The following is a 15551-nucleotide window of genomic DNA, read 5'->3' as shown; positions in this document are numbered from 1 at the left end:
TACTCTTGGCGGCATGAGCACTCTCGAGCCCGAGCGCGGGACTGGTACGGGGACCCTCGTGGAGCCGACGCCGCAGGTGTCGCACGGCGACGGCGACCACGAGCGCTTCGCCCACTACGTCCAGAAGGACAAGATCATGGCGAGCGCTCTCGACGGCACCCCCGTCGTGGCGCTGTGCGGCAAGGTCTGGGTGCCGGGCCGCGACCCGAAGAAGTACCCCGTGTGCCCCATGTGCAAGGAGATCTACGAGTCCATGGGCAGCGGCGGCGACGACAAGGGCGACGGCGGCAAGTAGCCCGTACCGGCAGGCGTTCGCGAGACCCCCCGGGGCGCGGTTCCGCGCGACCCGGGGGGTCTTCGCGTCTTCCGGCCGGTAAGTGGTCGAGACCTCTTGTGGGCGCCTCGCCGCACTCCGTAGCCTCCGTTGCGCAAGCCTCCGTCAGCCTCATGTGCGCAAGCCTCCGCCGCGCCGAGCGAGCCGCGGTGGTGCGCAGCAGGCCTCCGTCGCGCGAAGCGAGCCTCCGTCGCGCACGGCGGCACGAGACGGCCGGTCTCCGGGCCGGGCGAGAGCGGTGAAGGGCTGACGCGATGGACCTGATTCCCGAACCCCGGCAGGCGACGGCCCGTGCGGACCGCTTCCTCGAACTCGGCCCGCGGACCGCGCTGGCCGCCGGGACCGGCACGGAGCGGACCGAACGCTGGCTGCGCGCGACGCTGGGCGCGGCCACCGGCCTGCCGCTTCCCCCCGGGGACCCGGGCGGGCCCGGCGTGCTCCGCCTGTCCGTCGACCCGCGGGTCACCGAGGACCTCGGTGCCGAGGGCTACCGGCTCGCCGTCACGCCGGACGGCGCTCACCTCGCGGGCGGCGGCCCCGCCGGAGTCTTCTGGGGCGCCCAGACGCTGCGGCAGCTGCTGGGTCCGGACGCCTTCCGGCGCGCCCCCCTCCCCGGCCGGCGGTGGCGCCTCCCCCTCACCCGCATCGAGGACTCGCCCCGGTTCGGCTGGCGCGGCCTCCTGCTCGACGTCGCCCGGCACTTCATGCCCAAGGACGACGTCCTGCGCTACCTCGACCTGATGGCCGCGCACAAACTCAACGTCCTGCACCTCCACCTGACGGACGACCAGGGCTGGCGCGTCGAGATCCTGCGGTACCCGAGGCTGACCGAGACCGGCGCCTGGCGGGCACGCACGAGATTCGGCCACCGCGCCTCGCCGTTGTGGGAGCCGAAGCCGCACGGCGGTTTCTACCCGCAGGACGACATCCGGGAGATCGTCGCCTACGCGGCCGAGCGGCACATCGCCGTGGTCCCCGAGATCGACGTGCCCGGCCACTCGCAGGCCGCCATCGCCGCGTACCCGGAGCTCGGCAACACCGACGTCGTCGACACCGCCGCCCTCTCCGTCTGGGACGACTGGGGGATCTCGCCGAACGTACTCGCCCCCACCGACGACACCGTCCGCTTCTACGAGGGGGTCTTCGAAGAACTGCTCGACCTCTTCCCCTCGCGGTTCGTCCACGTCGGAGGCGACGAATGCCTCAAGGACCAGTGGCGGCGGTCCCCGGCCGCGCAGGCGCGCATCAGGGAACTCGGGCTCGCCGACGAGGACGGTCTGCAGGCCTGGTTCATCGGGCACTTCGACGCGTGGCTGTCCGCGCGCGGGCGCCGGCTCATCGGCTGGGACGAGATCCTCCAGGGCGGCCTCGCCGAGGGCGCGGCGGTGTCGTCCTGGCGCGGCTACGCGGGCGGGGTGGCCGCCGCGCGCGCCGGCCACGACGTCGTCATGTGCCCCGAGCAGTACGTGTACCTGGATCACCGTCAGGCGCCGGGCGAGGACGAGCCGGTGCCGATCGGGTACGTGCGCACCCTGGAGGACGTCTACCGCTTCGAGCCGGTCCCGCCGCAGCTCACCGAGGAGGAGGCCCGCCATGTGCTGGGCACCCAGGCGAACGTGTGGACCGAGGTGACGGAGGACCGCGCCCGCGTGGACTACCAGACGTTCCCGCGGCTCGCGGCCTTCGCCGAGGTGGCCTGGAGTCGCCTGCCGGCCCCCGGACAGCGCGACCTGGCCGGCTTCGAGCGGCGAATGACCGCGCATTATCGTCGACTTGACGCGCTGGGAGTCGCCTACCGGCCGCCCGCCGGACCGCGGCCGTGGCAGCGGCGCCCCGGCGTGCCCGGCCGCCCGATCGAGGGCGCGCCCCCGAACAGGTAGCCGACCTCCCGAACGGAGGCGGGAAAAACATCGCAAGCATCACCGAAAGGTGCCAACCGGATCGCCCAGGTGATGCCGTGTGAAAACGGACCATCTCCCTGGTGAGGCGGGCGAATGCCTCCTAGCGGACCCACGTCTTCGGCCCCTGCGAAGATGTGCCAGAGTTGCCACGTCCGCCCTGTCGGCACGTACCGTACGGCGCAACAGGCGGGACCAGCTGGGACCAGGTGGGGCAGCGGGAAGGGGCAGCCGGGTTGACCATGCACGCACCGCAGGCGGCGCAGGCCGTGACGCTGCCCGCGACGCTGGACGAGGCCGTGGCGGCGCTCACCGCCATGCCGGCGGCCGTGCCCGTCGCGGGTGGCACCGATCTCATGGCAGCCGTCAACTCCGGGCAGCTCAGACCCGCCGCGCTGGTCGGCCTCGGCCGGATCAGCGAGATCCGCGGCTGGCAGTACCAGGACGGTCACGCCCTGCTCGGCGCGGGTCTCACCCACGCGCGCATGGGCCGCCCCGACTTCGCCGCGCTCATCCCGGCGCTGGCCGCGTCCGCGCGCGCGGCGGGCCCGCCGCAGATCCGCAACGCCGGCACCCTCGGCGGCAACATCGCCTCCGCCCATCCCACCGGGGACGCGCTGCCGGTGCTGGCCGCCCTGGAGGCGACGCTGATCATCGCGGGCTCGGGCGGGGCCCGCCGGGAGCTCCCGGTCTCGCACCTGCTGGCCGGCGTCGACATGCTGCGCGGCGGCGAACTCATCGGCTACGTGCGGGTGCCGCTGCTGCACGCCCCGCAGGTCTTCCTCAAGGCCACCGGACGCACCGGCCCCGGGCGCGCCGTCGCGTCCGTCGCCCTGGTCCTCGACCCGGCCCGGCGCGGCGTCCGGTGCGCCGTCGGCGCCATAGCGCCGATGCCGCTGCGGCCCCTGGAGGCCGAGCACTGGGTGGCCCGGCTGATCGACTGGGACAACAACCGCGCGATCGTCCCGGAGGCGCTGGGCGCCTTCGGTGAGTACGTCGCCGCGGCCTGCATCCCGGACCCGGCCCCGGAGGCGGACGGCTCCGTGCCGCAGCTTCCGCCCGCCGTACTGCACCTGCGGCGCACCGTCGCCGCGCTGGCCCGACGAGCACTGGGGAGGGCGCTGTCGTGACCGACGACCAGCACGGACAGGGCGCGCCCCAGGGCAGCGCGGGCCGCTGGGACCCGCTGCCCCAGGGCGACTACGACGACGGCGCCACCGCCTTCGTGAAGCTCCCCGAGGGCGGCATCGACGAGCTGCTCGCCTCCTACGACACCCCCCTCGCCGCGCCGGGCCACGGCTACGTGCCCCCGCAGATAGCGGCCACCCCCGCCCCGGGCGCCGGGGCCGACCCCGCGGCGCCGGGCGCCTGGGCGGCGCCGGCCGACGGCGCCCCGTGGCCCGACCCGAACGCCGCCGCCCAGGGCGCGCCGGACGACCGGTTCACGTACCACCCGGGTGCCACGCAGCAGTGGAACTTCGGCGACAACGCCGGCCACGAGGCCCCGCCCGCGCCGGCGCCCGCGCCCGCGCCGGGGCAGGACGTGACCGGGGAGTGGTCGATCCCCGTCGCCGGGGGCGACCTGCCGGACGAGTCGGGCGAGTTCACCACGTCGTCGCTGGTCCAGCAGTGGGGCGGCACGCCCCCCGCCACCCTGCCGGGCGGCGCGCCCGCGCCGTGGGCGACCGAGGGGGCGGGCCAGGCGTGGGCCTCCGCCGTCGAGGGCGCGACGGACGAGCGGACGGCCCCGCACACCGACCCCCGACAGCCGCACGAACCGTACGAGCCGCACCCGCAGCCGGGCGCCGGGTACGCCCAGCCACCGGCGGACGCCGGGTACGCCTACGGGACGCCCGCACCGGGCCACGACGCCCAGTCGGCCGCGGACGGCCCGGCCGGTCACGCCCCCGCCGGGCACGACCCCGCGGCACCGGAGCACCCGGTGCAGGGGCACCCGGCCGCGTCCGGCGAGCAGGACCCCGGGTCGCAGGCGGCGGCGCAGGCCACCCAGGCCGCGGAGGCGGTGCGGGAAGCCGCGCAGCGGGCTCAGGAGGCCGGTGAGGCCGCTGGGGCGGCGGAGGCCGCACAAGGCGCCGCCGAGGCCGCTGAAGGGGCCGTGGAGCCCTTCACGGAGCCCGCCGCGGAGCGGTCGGCCGAGGAACTGTCGGCCGAGGAGCCCGCGGCCGGGGAGCGGCCCGCCGAGGAACCGTCCGCCGCGGAGCAGGCAGCGGCGGCGGACGAACCCGCCCCGGCCGCGCGGGAGAACCCGCAGACCGACGGTCCCGCGCAGGCCCCCTCCGACCCCCGCGAGGCCGACTCCCCGGATCACGCGGACCAGGCGGACGGCACGGCCGGCCCGGCGGAAGCCACCGCCCCGGACGAGACCCCGCCGCCCGCGCCCACCGGCGAGGAGCACCCCCTCGCGTCCTACGTCCTTCGGGTGAACGGCGCCGACCGCCCCGTCGCCGACGCCTGGATCGGCGAGTCGCTGCTGTACGTGCTGCGCGAGCGGCTCGGCCTCGCGGGCGCCAAGGACGGCTGCTCGCAGGGCGAGTGCGGCGCGTGCAGCGTCCAGGTCGACGGACGGCTCGTCGCCTCCTGCCTGGTGCCCGCCGTGACGGCCGCCGGCAGCGAGGTCCGCACGGTCGAGGGACTCGCCGTCGACGGGCAGCCCTCCGACGTGCAGCGGGCGCTGGCCCGGTGCGGCGCGGTGCAGTGCGGCTTCTGCGTGCCCGGCATGGCGATGACGGTGCACGACCTGCTGGAGGGCAACCCGGCGCCCACCGAGCTGGAGACCCGCCAGGCGCTGTGCGGCAACCTGTGCCGCTGCTCCGGCTACCGGGGCGTCGTCGACGCGGTCCAGGAGGTCGTCGCCGAACGCGAGGCGCACTCCGCGGCCGACGACGCGACGGACGCCCAGGCGAAGGCCGAGACGAACGCCGGGACGCACGCCGACGAGGCGCGCATCCCGCACCAGGCGGGCCCGGGGGCCGGCGGCGTCAACCCGTCGGCGTTCGAGTCACCCGGATCACCCGGATCACCGGGATCACCCGGACCGCACGACCAGGCGTACGGACAGGACGGAGGCCAGGCGTGAGCAACGAAGCCGCCACCGCGACCACCGCCGCGGAGGCAGCACCCGCCCCGGAGCCGATCCCGCACGGCATCGGCGCCTCCCTGCCGGCCGCCGACGCCCGGGCCAAGACCGAGGGCACGTTCCCGTACGCGGCCGACCTGTGGGCCGAGGGCCTGCTGTGGGCCGCCGTGCTGCGCTCGCCGCACGCGCACGCGCGCATCGTGTCCATCGACACCTCCCACGCGCGCGAGATGCCCGGCGTGCGGGCCGTCGTCACGCACGAGGACGTCCCCGGCGCCCCGCTGCACGGCCGCGGAAAGGCCGACCGCCCGGTCTTCGCCTCCGAGGTCGTGCGCCACCACGGCGAGCCCATCGCCGCCGTCGCCGCCGACCACCCCGACACCGCGCGCATGGCCGCCGCCGCCGTCATCGTCGAGTACGAAGTGCTCGACCCGGTGACCGACCCCGAGCAGGCCTTCGAGGCGGAGCCGCTGCACCCCGACGGCAACCTGATCCGGCACATCCCGCTGCGGCACGGCGACCCGGAGGCGGTCGGCGAGGTCGTCGCCGAGGGCCTGTACCGCATCGGCCGCCAGGACCCCGCCCCGATCGGCGCCGAGGCCGGCCTCGCCGTGCCGCGCCCCGACGGCGGCGTCGAGCTGTACCTGGCCTCCACCGACCCGCACGCCGACCGTGACGCGCTCGCAGCCTGCTACGGGCTCGCCCCGGAACGCGTGAAGATCGTCGTCACCGGCGTGCCCGGCGCGACGGCCGACCGCGAGGACCAGGGCTTCCAGCTCCCGCTGGGCCTGCTGGCGCTGAAGACCGGCTGCCCGGTGAAGCTGACGGCGACCCGCGAGGAGTCGTTCCTCGGCCACGTCCACCGGCACCCCACCCTGCTGCGCTACCGCCACCACGCCGACGCCGAGGGCCGGCTGGTGAAGGTCGAGGCGCAGATCCTGCTCGACGCGGGCGCGTACGCGGACACGTCGTCCGAGGCGCTGGCCGCCGCGGTGGCGTTCGCCTGCGGCCCGTACGTCGTGCCGAACGCGTTCATCGAGGGCTGGGCGGTACGCACCAACAACCCGCCCTCGGGGCATGTGCGCGGCGAGGGCGCGATGCAGGTGTGCGCCGCGTACGAGGCGCAGATGGACAAGCTGGCGAAGAAGCTCGGCGTCGACCCGGCGGAACTGCGGATGCGCAACGTGCTGGCCACCGGGGACGTGCTCCCCACCGGCCAGACGGTGACCTGCCCGGCCCCCGTCGCCGAACTCCTCCAGGCGGTGCGCGACTTCCCGCTGCCGCCGCTGCCCAAGGACACGCCGGAGGACGAGTGGCTGCTGCCCGGCGGCCCCGAGGGCGCCGGCGACCCGGGCGCGGTGCGCCGGGGCGTGGGCTACGGCCTGGGCATGGTGCACATGCTCGGCGCGGAGGGCGCCGACGAGGTCTCCACGGCGACCGTCCGCGTCCAGGACGGCGTCGCGACCGTGCTGTGCGCGGCTGTCGAGACCGGCCAGGGCTTCACCACGCTGGCCCGGCAGATCGTGCAGGAGACCCTGGGCGTCGACGAGGTGCACGTGGCCCCGGTGGACACCGACCAGCCCCCCGCGGGCGCCGGCTGCCGCGGCCGCCACACCTGGGTGTCCGGCGGCGCGGTGGAGCGCGCGGCGAAGATGGTCCGCACCCAGCTCCTTCAGCCCCTGGCGCACAAGTTCGGCATGTCCACCGAACTGCTGCAGATCACCGACGGCAAGATCACGTCGTACGACGGCGTCCTGTCGACCACCGTCACCGAGGCCCTGGACGGCAAGGAGCTGTGGGCGACCGCCCAGTGCCGCCCGCACCCCACGGAGCCGCTGGACGACTCCGGCCAGGGCGACGCCTTCGTGGGCCTGGCGTTCTGCGCGATCCGCGCGGTCGTCGACGTCGACGTCGAGCTGGGCTCGGTGCGGGTGGTGGAGCTGGCGCTGGCGCAGGACGTGGGCCGCGTGCTGAATCCGGCCCAGCTGCACGCGCGCATCGAGGCGGGCGTCACCCAGGGCGTGGGCATCGCGCTCACCGAGAACCTCCGCACCGGCCGCGGCCTGATCCGCCACCCCGACCTCACCGGCTACGCCCTGCCGACGGCCCTGGACGCGCCCGACATCCGCATCGTCAAGCTCGTCGAGGAGCGCGACGTCGTCGCCCCGTTCGGAGCGAAGGCGGTCAGCGCGGTGCCGGTCGTCACGTCCCCGGCGGCCATCGCCTCCGCGGTCCGCGCCGCCACCGGCCGCCCGGTCAACCGCCTCCCCATCCGCCCCCAGGCGGCCGTGGTGACGGGGCAGTGAGCGGACCGGACCCGCGGCGGAGGCAACGCGCCGCGGCCGTCTGACGTCTTCCCCCGGGGGCCGGTCGGTCCGTGGGCCGTTGGCCCATGGGGCGCAAGTCATCGGGCCGTAAGTCGGTGGGGCGTTGTCAGTGGGGCGGCGTAATGTTCTGGCAGTGGGGACGCCCGCTTCCGGCGGGAGACCGGACCACAGGCCGGGCCCCGCACGGGGACGAGCAAGCACATCCGGGGGAACCATGAGCACGACCGACACCGCCGTCGCGGAGACGGCTTCGATCGACGACCATCCGAACCAGCGGGCGTTCGAAGGTCACTTGAACCCGCAGGCGTTCGACGGCCTGGACCCGCTCGCGTTCGGGGGCCTGCTGCGGCCGGCGGGCCCGCGCGGCCGGCCCGGTGACGCGGGCGCGCTCCGCCCGCTGACCGGGGCCGCCGCCACCCCCACCGTCTCGGGCCTCGCCCTCGACCTGCCCGCCCGCCTGCTGGACCGGGAGTTCGGCCCCGGCCGGCTGGTCCGCTTCGAGGACATCGACTTCCCGTCCGCGCTGACCCACGAGCCGACCCGCCACTTCCTGTGCGAGACCGGCCTGCCCGAGGACACCGCCCTCTTCCAGCTGGACACGGACATCCCGCTGCCGACGCTGGCCGAGTACTACGCGGACGACCACCGCCCCGAAGTGGCCCCGTCGCCCGACCTGCTCCCGCCGCACGCGGCCCGTCTGATACGCCTCGGCGACCTGGACGAGCAGCACGCCGTGCTGCTGGACGGCGCCACGGGCGCGATCCTGACCTGGCGCGGCCCCGGCACGACCCCGCACCCGCTCTCCACGGACGTCTCCACCTTCGCCCTCACCCTCTGCCTCCTCCACCACGACGGCACCCACCCGGAGTGAAGCGGGGTCCGTCACGGAGCGACCGCACGAACGAGGAGCGTCCCGATGTGCCCAGGCCGAGGCGCGTCGAGGACCCGCGCGTCGGCCGTGGCGAAACCGGCCCGGGTGAGCAGGCGCTCCCACACGGCTGGGCGGTAGCTGTAGCGGTAGGTGAACATCGCCTTTCCGGCGAAGCCTCCCTTGTACATTCCCTGCGGTCCGTAGGCGCCTGGGATGGCCGGAGGCTGCGAGAAGGCGAAGACGCCCCCGGGCCTGAGCCGTCGACGGACCAGGGGAAAGAGACGGCCCGGATCGGTGAACCAGGCGGCGCCGAAGATCGAGTAGACCGCGTCGTACGCCTCCGCGTGCTCGCTCAGGTACTCCAGCACCTCGGAGCACACGAACTCCGCGCCGGTGCCCGCCCACTTCGTGGTGGTCTTCTCGACCATGACGGGGGACAGGTCGACGCCCCGAGCGGTGATGCCGCGTCGAGCGAGGTAGGCGACAGCACGGCCGGTGCCGCAACCGATCTCCAGCGCCGAGCCCGGGTTTCCCAGTAGCTCCGCGCCGGGTCCGTGACCGGCGTACTGGGTCCAGCAGAAACCCGGCTCCGCGTCGTCCTTGAAGGCGGAAGCGGCGAAGGTGTCCCACAACTCCGTCTCGGCGGCGATGTCATGTTGTGCGGGCAAGACGATTCCTCTTCGCAGGGGTCGGCCCCTGATCCTCAGGGGCACCGAGAAGCAGGGGCCGACGTAGAACGGTTCAGTGACTGTCGGGGACCTTGTTGTCGCACGGCGAGCAGTCCGTGCCGTCGATCGCCCACAACTCCTCGTCGATGTCGAAGCCGGCGGATTTCAGGAAGTCGGCCGTGCGCAGGCACAGCCCGTCACGGCGGCGCTCGATGAAGGGGGCGTGGTGCTTGTAGCGGCCCTCGTTGTACACGTCGCAGAGGGCCCACCACACCGGCGTGTCGAGGATGAGCTGGTGAACGCCGATGTCGACGAGCTTACCGACCCCGAGGTGGACCTCCGGGTGCTCCATGCAGCCGATGGTGTACATGACCGCGTTGCCGAGGATGCGTTCGGCCATGTCGCGGACCATCGTGTGGTCGCGCAGCAGCAAGGCGACCTCGCGGTCCCAGAGGGTCATGTCTCCGTCCAGCACGTTGATCGTCAGGTGCTTGATGTGGGGTTGGACGGCGTTGAGGAGTTCCTTCGGGCCCCGTGTGCGGATGCTCGCGGGCTGGTCGAGTGTGACGGTCATGGACTGCTCCTTCGGAGAAAGGTCGTGCCGTACCGGTTCGAGCCCGTCCCACCTGTCAGACCTTCCGGGTGGAAGCGGGGCGCGGGCGCCTTGCGCTTCCCAACCCAGCGAGGACTGCTGGCTGATTCGGCTGGAGCGGGCGACTTGGCTGGCGCCCTGGCCGTTGCCCACTCAGCGGACCTGGTCAAGGCGTCGGCCATGAGCAGGACGCTAGGAGCGGAGCGTTGACCGGCGGTAGGCTGTTTTCTCGAATTTGCTCGCGCACGTCCAGGATTGCTGGTGTTTTCTCCTGAGGCTCGCCTGAGCCAGTAGTGCCAGGCCAGGACTCCCCACCATGCTGATGTGGGATTACCACCCCACGGAAGGGAGAACGTCCATGGTTCGTCGGCTGCGTTTCGTCGGCACGGACAGCAAGGTCGACGGTTGCCCCGCCCTGCACACGGACGAAGGCACCGGCGAGATCATCGTTCAAGGCACGCCAGTCACCGACCCCGAAGACCTCGCACAGCTCCAGCACTTCGGAGTCGACGAGGCAGCGGTGGCGGTGCCGCGGGAACTGCTCGTGAACTGGGGACCGAAGGAGATGGAACGGGTGCCGGAACTCGTGGACCGGGCCACCTTCCGCCGCCTGTTCGAGACCTTCGAGCACACCGCCTGGCGGCTGGAGACACGGCGCGGTTATGCGTCGGACCGGCAGGACCCGGAGTTTCAGGTATTCCTGGCCACCGGCTCGTCACCCTGCGACCCCGACGAACCCTGGTTCGTCAACATCAAGGCCCAGACGGGAGCCGGAAAGACGGTCGGCCGTGTCCGAATTGCCGATGACCCGCCCACCGCGGAGCAACTGTTCCTGCTCGACTACGCCCGGCACAACGCCGCCTTCGGCGAGGACATCCGGTACCTGTGGCGCGAGGACGCCGCGCGGGCCGACGTGCCCGCTGAGGACTTCTGGATCTTCGATTCACGGCTGGTCGCCCTGCTGCACTTCGACGACGAGGACAACCTGCTCAACATCGAGCTGATCACCGAGCCGGCCGAGGTCGTGCGGTACGCCATCGTGCGCGACGCAGCGATGCACCACGCAATCCCGCGCGAGAAATTCGCCGCGCAGGTGGCCACGACCGAATAGCGCGCGACAGGTGAGCACTGACTACCAGCAGGCACGGGCGGCGCTGGGAGCGCGGCTGCGCGAACTCCGTTTCATGTGCCCCGGTGGTCGGCTCACCGGTCAGCAGCTTGCACAGCGGCTCGGCTGGCCAGGCTCCAAGGTCAGCAAGCTGGAGAACGGCAGGCAGACCGCCACCCCCGAGGACCTCAGAGCCTGGGCCGAGGCGACCGAACAGCCGGGGGTGTACCCAGAACTCGCCGCCAGACTGGCCGGGTTCGAGTCGCACATCAGGTCATGGCGTCGGGCCCTGGCGAACGGCTTCAAGCCCCTTCACGAGGGGCTGAGCGCTGAGATCGACCGCACGTCGGACATGTGGGTCTGGGAAGAGTCAGTCATCGCCGGGCTCCTGCAGACCCCGGAGTACGCCCGACACGTCGTCCAGCGGTACTCGGAGCTTCTGGGCGGAGCCGGCGATATCGAGGCAGCTGTCCGCTCTCGGGTGCAGCGTCAACAATGGCTCTACCGGACCGGCCGCAAGCTGCACGTGTTGATGTGGGAGGCCGCGTTGCGGTCCCAGATCTGCCCTCCCTCGGTGCTGGCGAGCCAACTCGACCGCCTCAACGGCGTGATCGGCATGGACACGGTAGAGATGGGCGTGATCCCCTTCGAGGCGTCCGTGAAGATCGTTCCCGCCAACGGCTTCTGGGTGCTGGACAACCGGCTGGTCGTCGCCGAAGACTGGCACGCTGAACTGTGGCTGGACGACGCCGACAACATCGCCTTGTACAAGAAGGTCTGGAAGACTCTGAGCGAGTCGGCGGTGTACGGAGCTGATGCCCACAACATCGTCAACGCAGCCCACCAAGCCCTGAACCGGCGGCGATGACGTTCGCGGGCTACGCCCGACCAGCCGCAGAAGCCCCGGGTAAGCACTCGCCTGCCCAGGGCCCTGCCGTGTCAGAGTGCCGCGAACTCGACGAACGCGGTCCACGCCGTGGGTTCCACGGCGAGTGCGGCACCGGTCGTGTCCTTCGAGTCGCGGACGTGGACCCTGCCGGGGGTGGCGGCGACCTCTATGCATTCGCCGCCCGCTCCACTGCTGTGACTGCTCTTGCGCCAGGCCGACTCAGGTACGGGCTGTTCGATGCTCATCTCTCTCCAAGCAGCTTCTCGACGAGGGCCAGCGACTCGCGTGGAGTGAACGCTTGGGCCCGAAGGATGCCGTACTGTTCCTCGATCTCCCGGACTGACTTCCGCTCCGTGTAGAGGCGGCTGTCCTGTTGAGCCTCCACGTACGCGATCCTCCGCCCTTCCTTCGTCTCGATCAAGGTGAACGGACCAGCCAGACCGGCATGCTCGTCACGCTCGATCGGCATCACCTGGATCTCCACGTTGCGGCGCTGGCCGTGGAGCAGGATCTGCTCCAACTGTCCTCGCATCACGCCCCACCCGCCCAGTGGCCTACGCAGAACCGACTCCTCGACGACGAAGCTGATGGTGGGCAACTGCGTGCGGCAGAAGATCTCCTGCCGGGCCAGACGCGCTGTCACCCTCTGCTCGACCACGTCCTCGTGCAGCAGAGGACGCCAGTTGGTAAACACCGCCCGCGCGTACTCTTCGGTCTGCAACAGTCCGGGCACCGCCTGGTTGGCGTACACATGAAGCTCAATCGCCTCGGCCTCCAACCTGGCCGCGTCCCGAAAGAACGCCGGATAGTGAGCGCGAGCCACTTCCTCCTTGCTCGCGCTCAACACCCCGCCCGCACCGAGCACTTCGTCCGCCTGATCGATGAATCTCGGCGGCGGGATGCGTCTCCCCTGCTCGAACGACGCGATCGTCGACGCCGAGTAGCCGGTCAGCGACCCGAACGTCGCGCGGTCCATCCCCGCCCGCTCCCGGAACAGCTTCAAGTGGCGCCCGAACAGGCAGAGAATGCCCGCCCCGACCTCGTACTCCGGCTGCTGAACCTCGTCGCCCACGGCGCGGCTCCCTCCCGTACGACGGACCTAGCCCGCCCAACGCGCGGCCTCGCAACCGGTCACGCCCCGCGTCACGGACAAGCGCGTCACCCGCGCGTACAGCCCGTATCCGTCGGCGTCACGGAGCCTGGATCGGCTGGGTGAGGTTCAACGGGTTGCCGTCGGGGTCCTCGATGTGGGCGACGCGCTGTCCCCACGGCATGTCCTTGGGCCCGCCGCGCACCGAGCCGCCCAGCGCCGTCACCCGGCCGAGCACCTCGTCGACGTCGTCGACACCGATGCTGAGCAGGATCCGCGGCGCCGACCCGGTCCCCGGGTCCTCTTTGGACACCAGCCCGAGGTCGGTGTCGCCGATGCGCAGGCCGAGGTAGAAGGCCGGGCCTTTCGCCGGTACCCGGAAGATCTCCTCGGCGCCGAACAGTTCCGTGTAGAAGCCGAGCAGGCGTTCCTGGTCGGCAGTGATGATCACTGGCTGGATGGTGGACATGGCACCCCTGTCGAGAACGGTCAGGTCGCCGGGCAGACCGTCCGAAGACGGTGAACTCATCGGCAAGACCGCACAGGCTTGGGGTGCCGTCCTTCCATTTTTCCTGGTCAGGCCAGGTAGAGGCTGTGGCGGGATTTGAACCCGCGTAACTCGCTTTGCAGGCGAGCCCCTGAACCACTCGGGCACACGGCCGTGTCGGTGAGACGACCGTAGGGCGGGGCGGGGGAGGGGCTCAAGGGAATCGCGGGGGCCGCAACGGGACTGCCATACGCCGTTCATGAGAGGGCCGGAGGCGCAGGCGGCCTACGACGAAGGTCCTGGGACAGGGCGACCTTGGACAGGGGTCAGAACGGGCTGCGCACCTTACCCTGGCGACCATGGCCGTCCATGAGCCGCGGGACACCGCGACCACAACCGAACCCACAGACAGAGCAGACAGTGCCGACAGCGCAGACAGCGCCGACGAGGGCGTGCTGGGGCGGTCGCACCGGGCACTGAGCATCGGGATCGTGTCCGTCGTCCTGCTGATCGCCTTCGAGGCGACCGCGGTGGCCACGGCGATGCCGGTCGCGGCGCGGGAACTGCACGGGGTGTCGCTGTACGCGTTCGCGTTCTCCGGGTACTTCACCACCAGCCTGTTCGGCATGGTGCTGGCCGGGCAGTGGTCCGACCGGCGGGGGCCGCTCGGGTCGCTGACGGCCGGCATCGCCGCCTTCGCCGCCGGGCTGCTGCTCGCCGGGACGGCCGGAGCGATGTGGGTGTTCGTCCTCGGGCGGGCCGTGCAGGGGTTCGGCGGCGGGCTGGTGATCGTCGCGCTGTACGTCGTCGTCGGCCGCGCCTACCCCGAACGGCTGCGGCCGGCGATCATGGCGGCGTTCGCGGCGAGCTGGGTCGTGCCGTCCGTGGTCGGCCCGCTCGCCGCGGGCGCGGTGACCGAACACCTCGGCTGGCGCTGGGTGTTCGTCGGCATCCCGGTGCTGGTGGTCTTCCCGCTGGCACTCGCGCTGCCGCAGATACGGCGCCGGGCGTCCGGCCCGGTGGAGCGGGCGGCCGACGCCTCCCCCGACCGCCGCCGCATCAAGCTCGCCCTCGGCATCTCCCTCGGCGCCGGGCTGCTCCAGTACGCCGCCCAGGACCTGCGCTGGATCTCGCTGCTGCCCGGCGCCGCCGGCGCCGCGCTGCTCGTACCGGCCGTGCTCGGGCTGCTGCCGCGCGGCACGTACCGGGCGGCGCGCGGGCTGCCGTCCGTGGTGCTGCTGCGCGGCATCGCCGCGGGGTCGTTCATCGCGGCGGAGTCGTTCGTGCCGTTGATGCTCGTCACCCAGCGGGGGCTGTCCCCGACGCTCGCCGGGCTCTCGCTCGCGGCGGGCGGCGTCACCTGGGCGCTGGGGTCGTGGGTGCAGTCGCGGGCGCGCGTGGAGCCGTACCGGGAGCGGCTGATGATGGTGGGGATGCTGCTGGCCGCGGCCGCCGTCGCCGCCGCGCCGAGCGTGCTGATCGACGCCGTGCCCGCCTGGACCGTGGCCGTCGCCTGGGCGTTCGGCTGCTTCGGGATGGGCCTGGTGATCGCCTCCACCAGCGTGCTGCTGCTCCAGCTCTCCGCCCCCGAGGAGGCCGGCACCAACTCCGCCGCCCTGCAGATCTCCGACGGCCTGGCCAACGTGATCCTGCTCGCCGCCGGCGGCGCCGCCTTCGCGGCCCTCGGCGGCGGCTCGGTGACCCACACGGCGACCCAGGCCACGGCGTCCCGTCCGGCCGCCTTCGCGGCGGTGTTCCTGCCGATGGCGGCGGTGGCGCTGCTGGGGGCGTGGGTGACGACGCGGCTGCGTTCGGTGCAGGGTGCCACCGCTTAGTACCGTCGGGGCATGGCCGGACTCAACCCGCGTTTCACGGACGAAGAGCTCGACGCCCTGCATGAGCGTGCGGCGGACGGGCGCAGCATGCGGGCCTGCGCACACGACGTGGTCGTCGCAGCCATGAACGAGCACTCGCGACTGTTCCACGAGGCTGCGCAGCACGTGCTCAAGGCCAGTGCCGAGTTGAACCGGAGGCTCGCCTGATGCACTACCTCACCCTGCCCGACTTCCTGCACCTCGCGAAGCGGCTCGGGGCGGCCGAGGTGCGCGACTACGGACACCTGGACTCGGCCTTGGCGTGACCCCGGTCCAGCGTGTTCGGCCAGGACGCTTATCCGGGCGCGCAACTGCC

The 15551-nt window shown here is 72.6% G+C and carries 15 protein-coding genes, 1 tRNA gene and 1 pseudogene; 11 read left to right on the top strand and 6 right to left on the bottom strand.

All coding sequences use genetic code 11. The annotated features are described in order from the left end of the window. The first annotated feature begins 13 nt into the window (after positions 1 to 13). The 6 genes from VKA29_RS06090 (at position 14) to VKA29_RS06065 (ending at position 8527) form a co-directional block, all read left to right on the top strand. Positions 14 to 295, top strand: a complete 282-nt coding sequence (locus VKA29_RS06090; protein ID WP_324784140.1) for a DUF3039 domain-containing protein — start codon at positions 14 to 16, stop codon at positions 293 to 295. 293 nt (positions 296 to 588) lie between these two features. Beyond that, positions 589 to 2214: a beta-N-acetylhexosaminidase gene (locus tag VKA29_RS06085; RefSeq protein WP_324784139.1), complete on the top strand. Its 1626-nt coding sequence runs from the start codon at positions 589 to 591 to the stop codon at positions 2212 to 2214. A 254-nt stretch (positions 2215 to 2468) separates the two neighbouring features. Continuing rightward, entirely contained in the window at positions 2469 to 3362 is an 894-nt protein-coding gene (locus tag VKA29_RS06080) for an FAD binding domain-containing protein (protein WP_324784138.1), read from the top strand. After that, a complete protein-coding gene (locus tag VKA29_RS06075; RefSeq protein WP_324784137.1) occupies positions 3359 to 5329 on the top strand; it encodes a 2Fe-2S iron-sulfur cluster-binding protein in 1971 nt (656 codons plus the stop codon). Before VKA29_RS06080 ends, VKA29_RS06075 begins: the two co-directional genes overlap by 4 nt. After that, positions 5326 to 7635: a xanthine dehydrogenase family protein molybdopterin-binding subunit gene (locus VKA29_RS06070; protein WP_324784136.1), complete on the top strand. Its 2310-nt coding sequence runs from the start codon at positions 5326 to 5328 to the stop codon at positions 7633 to 7635. Before VKA29_RS06075 ends, VKA29_RS06070 begins: the two co-directional genes overlap by 4 nt. Positions 7636 to 7870: 235 nt before the next feature. After that, positions 7871 to 8527 carry an SUKH-4 family immunity protein gene (locus VKA29_RS06065; RefSeq protein ID WP_324784135.1) on the top strand — a complete coding sequence of 219 codons (657 nt, stop codon included), beginning with the start codon at positions 7871 to 7873 and terminating at the stop codon, positions 8525 to 8527. Between the two features lie 11 nt (positions 8528 to 8538). Here VKA29_RS06065 and VKA29_RS06060 read toward each other — a convergent pair whose 3' ends face one another. Both VKA29_RS06060 and VKA29_RS06055 read right to left on the bottom strand, forming a co-directional pair. Continuing rightward, positions 8539 to 9195 (bottom strand): class I SAM-dependent methyltransferase, encoded by a 657-nt coding sequence (locus VKA29_RS06060; RefSeq protein ID WP_324784134.1) that lies wholly within the window; start codon positions 9193 to 9195, stop codon positions 8539 to 8541. Positions 9196 to 9268: 73 nt separating this feature from the next. Then, entirely contained in the window at positions 9269 to 9769 is a 501-nt protein-coding gene (locus VKA29_RS06055) for a hypothetical protein (protein WP_324784133.1), read from the bottom strand. 376 nt (positions 9770 to 10145) lie between these two features. Between VKA29_RS06055 and VKA29_RS06050 the strand changes: the two genes are divergently transcribed. Beyond that, on the top strand, positions 10146 to 10898 hold the full coding sequence (locus VKA29_RS06050) for a DUF6879 family protein (protein WP_324784132.1): 753 nt from the start codon (positions 10146 to 10148) through the stop codon (positions 10896 to 10898). A 10-nt stretch (positions 10899 to 10908) separates the two neighbouring features. Then, positions 10909 to 11763 (top strand): helix-turn-helix domain-containing protein, encoded by an 855-nt coding sequence (locus VKA29_RS06045; protein WP_324784131.1) that lies wholly within the window; start codon positions 10909 to 10911, stop codon positions 11761 to 11763. Between the two features lie 71 nt (positions 11764 to 11834). On the opposite strand, the gene VKA29_RS06040 is transcribed toward VKA29_RS06045, so the two are convergent. From VKA29_RS06040 to VKA29_RS06025, 4 genes are all read right to left on the bottom strand, one after another. Continuing rightward, the gene (locus tag VKA29_RS06040) at positions 11835 to 12029 is read right to left on the bottom strand and encodes a DUF397 domain-containing protein (protein ID WP_324784130.1); all 195 of its coding nucleotides are present in this window, start codon (positions 12027 to 12029) and stop codon (positions 11835 to 11837) included. Next, positions 12026 to 12856, bottom strand: coding sequence for a helix-turn-helix transcriptional regulator (locus VKA29_RS06035; protein ID WP_324784129.1), 831 nt, complete (start codon positions 12854 to 12856; stop codon positions 12026 to 12028). Before VKA29_RS06035 ends, VKA29_RS06040 begins: the two co-directional genes overlap by 4 nt. Before the next feature lie 118 nt (positions 12857 to 12974). Next, on the bottom strand, positions 12975 to 13343 hold the full coding sequence (locus tag VKA29_RS06030; RefSeq protein ID WP_324784218.1) for a VOC family protein: 369 nt from the start codon (positions 13341 to 13343) through the stop codon (positions 12975 to 12977). A gap of 120 nt (positions 13344 to 13463) precedes the next feature. After that, positions 13464 to 13535: transfer RNA gene (locus tag VKA29_RS06025), tRNA-Cys, on the bottom strand. Between the two features lie 185 nt (positions 13536 to 13720). Here VKA29_RS06025 and VKA29_RS06020 point away from each other — a divergent pair. From VKA29_RS06020 to VKA29_RS06010, 3 genes and pseudogenes are all read left to right on the top strand, one after another. Then, complete coding sequence (locus VKA29_RS06020) at positions 13721 to 15196, top strand: MFS transporter (protein ID WP_324784128.1); 1476 nt, start codon at positions 13721 to 13723, stop codon at positions 15194 to 15196. Between the two features lie 12 nt (positions 15197 to 15208). Continuing rightward, positions 15209 to 15403 (top strand): hypothetical protein, encoded by a 195-nt coding sequence (locus VKA29_RS06015; protein WP_324784127.1) that lies wholly within the window; start codon positions 15209 to 15211, stop codon positions 15401 to 15403. After that, positions 15403 to 15498 (top strand): annotated as a pseudogene (locus tag VKA29_RS06010) (death-on-curing protein); the annotation flags it as partial. The gene VKA29_RS06015 and the pseudogene VKA29_RS06010, both read left to right, overlap by 1 nt. Positions 15499 to 15551 lie beyond the last annotated feature (53 nt).

Origin of the sequence: Streptomyces sp. H51 (assembly GCF_035656535.1) — a bacterium.
Lineage (GTDB): Bacteria > Actinomycetota > Actinomycetes > Streptomycetales > Streptomycetaceae > Streptomyces.
This window is presented reverse-complemented; position numbering and strand designations above follow the sequence as displayed.

Bases quoted from the DNA above. Each gene is read 5' to 3' on its own strand.
- VKA29_RS06015 (WP_324784127.1), top strand. From the start codon at position 15,209: ATGGCCGGACTCAACCCGCGTTTCACGGACGAAGAGCTCGACGCCCTG.
- VKA29_RS06090 (WP_324784140.1), top strand. From the start codon at position 14: ATGAGCACTCTCGAGCCCGAGCGCGGGACTGGTACGGGGACCCTCGTG.
- VKA29_RS06040 (WP_324784130.1), bottom strand. From the start codon at position 12,029: ATGAGCATCGAACAGCCCGTACCTGAGTCGGCCTGGCGCAAGAGCAGT.
- VKA29_RS06020 (WP_324784128.1), top strand. From the start codon at position 13,721: ATGGCCGTCCATGAGCCGCGGGACACCGCGACCACAACCGAACCCACA.
- VKA29_RS06050 (WP_324784132.1), top strand. From the start codon at position 10,146: ATGGTTCGTCGGCTGCGTTTCGTCGGCACGGACAGCAAGGTCGACGGT.
- VKA29_RS06030 (WP_324784218.1), bottom strand. From the start codon at position 13,343: ATGTCCACCATCCAGCCAGTGATCATCACTGCCGACCAGGAACGCCTG.
- VKA29_RS06085 (WP_324784139.1), top strand. From the start codon at position 589: ATGGACCTGATTCCCGAACCCCGGCAGGCGACGGCCCGTGCGGACCGC.
- VKA29_RS06055 (WP_324784133.1), bottom strand. From the start codon at position 9,769: ATGACCGTCACACTCGACCAGCCCGCGAGCATCCGCACACGGGGCCCG.
- VKA29_RS06065 (WP_324784135.1), top strand. From the start codon at position 7,871: ATGAGCACGACCGACACCGCCGTCGCGGAGACGGCTTCGATCGACGAC.